The following is a 2,283-nucleotide window of genomic DNA, read 5'->3' on the forward strand; positions in this document are numbered from 1 at the left end:
GTGCAGGCCCTGCCCGAGCGCGGCGCAGCCCGGCGGTCCAGTCCTTCGCCGCGCAGCAGGACCGCTACCTCGCCACGGTGGCGCCGGCCATCGCATTCCTGCAGGGGCGCGACTCGACGCTCGCGCACCGCATCGCCGGGCGCCACTACCTGCCCGAGGGCCCGCGCTTCGCCTCGCTCGACGTCTATGTGGACGACGAGGGCGGCGATCCGCTGGGCTGGGCCTTCGGCGCCCTGGGCCTGCACGACAAGGCCAAGCACATCGCCACGCTGTACCTGAACGACCTGGCCGACGTATTGCGCGATGCGGTGGACGAGCGCTTCGAGTTCGTGCGCTATGCCGAGTCGCTGGCCGGCAGCCAGCCCACCTTCGATCCGCTGGCCGACGCGCTGGCCGCGCCGCCCACGCTGGTGGACGAGATGCTCGAGGCGCTCACGCACGAGGCCATCGCGCGCCACACGCCCGACGTGGTGCTGCTGTCCGTGCCCTTTCCCGGCTCGGTGTACGCGGCCTTTCGCATCGCGCAGGCCATCAAGGCGCGCTACCCGCACATCGCCACGGTGCTGGGCGGCGGCTTCGTGAACACCGAACTGCGCGAGCTGGCCGAGCCCCGCGTGTTCGACCATTTCGACTACGTGACGCTGGACGCGGGCGAGCGCCCGCTGCTCGCGCTGCTGGAGCACGTGCAGGGCCAGCGCGGCCGCCAGCGCCTGGTGCGCACCTTCGTGCGGGGCGACGACGGCGCCGTGCAGTACGTGAACATGATGGAGGCCGACATCGCCTTCGCCGAGGTGGGCACGCCCACCTGGGACGGCCTGCCGCTGGACCGCTACCTCTCGCTGCTGGACATGCTCAACCCCATGCACCGGCTGTGGAGCGACGGGCGCTGGAACAAGCTCACCGTGGCCCACGGCTGCTACTGGAAGAAGTGCAGCTTCTGCGACGTGAGCCTTGACTACATCAGCCGCTACGAGGGCGCGAGCGCCGCCGTGCTGGCCGACCGCATCGAGCAGATCGTGCGCGAGACCGGGCAGACCGGTTTTCACTTCGTGGACGAGGCCGCCCCGCCGAAAGCCCTCAAGGCGCTGGCCACCGAGCTGATCGAACGCAACGCCGGCATCTCGTGGTGGGGCAACGTGCGGTTCGAGAAGACCTTCACGCCCGAGCTGGCCGAGCTGATGGCCGACTCCGGCTGCATCGCGATCTCGGGCGGGCTGGAGGTGGCCTCGGACCGGCTGCTGCAGCTCATGAAGAAGGGCGTGTCGGTGGACCAGGTGGCGCGCGTGACGCGGGCCTTCACCGATGCCGGCATCCTCGTGCACGCCTACCTGATGTACGGTTTTCCGACCCAGACGGTGCAGGACACCGTGGATGCGCTCGAATACGTGCGCCAGCTGTTCGCCAACGGCTGCATCCAGAGCGGGTTCTTCCACCGCTTCGCCTGCACCGTGCACTCGCCCGTGGGCAAGAACCCCGGGGAGTACGGCGTCACGCTCGCGCCGCTGCCGCCGGGCGGCTTCGCCAAGAACGACGTGGCCTTCATCGACCCCACCGGCGTGGACCACGACGCGCTGGGCGGCGCGCTGAAGAAGGCGATCTACAACTACATGCACGGCATCGGGCTGGACGAGGACGTGCGCGCCTGGTTCCCGTTCAAGGTGCCCAAGACTACCGTGGCGCGGCACCGCATCGAGCGGGCGCTCGCCAGCCGCGCGCACTGAAAAGTCAATCGCCCGAAGGGACCGGGGGAACTGGCGGATCGGCGGCCTGCCATGCCACGTCGACGGCCACCCGGCACCCCTGGCCCGGGGCGGTTTCGAGCTGCAGCACCGCCTCCAGGGCGATCGCGCGCTGCCGCATGTTCGCCAGCCCCATCCCCTGCGCGCCGGCCCGCGTGGCATCGAAACCCCGGCCGTCGTCCTGCACGCAGACCTGCAGGCACGCCCCCCGGCGCAGCACCGATATGCCGACGCGGCGCGCTCCGCTGTGCCGGATGGCATTGGTCACGGCCTCCTGCAGGAGCCGCAGCAGGTTCAGCGCACGCGCCCCCTCCAGCCGCACCCCGTCCAGGCCCTCGGCATGCCAGCGGGCATCGATGCCCGCGGCCTGCAGGCGCGACATCAGGCGGCGCCGGGGGGCGGCCAGCAGGGCCTGCAGATCCCCTTGCGGCACATGGGCCGTGGTGTCGATGATCAGCCGCAGGTCGTCGCTGATCTGCGCCAGCACCGCGAGCGCCTGCGGCGCGGGCACCGGCACCTGCGGCGCCTCGCCCACCACCTGCCC

Annotated in this window: 2 protein-coding genes; one reads left to right on the forward strand and one right to left on the reverse strand. The window is 71.2% G+C overall.

Annotated elements, in window-relative coordinates; genetic code table 11:
* The coding region (locus AC27IQ_RS22805; RefSeq protein ID WP_487090902.1) for a B12-binding domain-containing radical SAM protein at positions 1–1,721 on the forward strand (1,721 nt) is incomplete at its 5' end.
* Between the two features lie 4 nt (positions 1,722–1,725).
* Here AC27IQ_RS22805 and AC27IQ_RS22810 read toward each other — a convergent pair.
* Positions 1,726–2,283 (reverse strand): sensor histidine kinase (locus AC27IQ_RS22810; protein WP_487090903.1); only part of this gene is annotated, 558 nt, incomplete at its 5' end.

This window comes from Acidovorax sp. KPB24-07 (assembly GCF_057543315.1).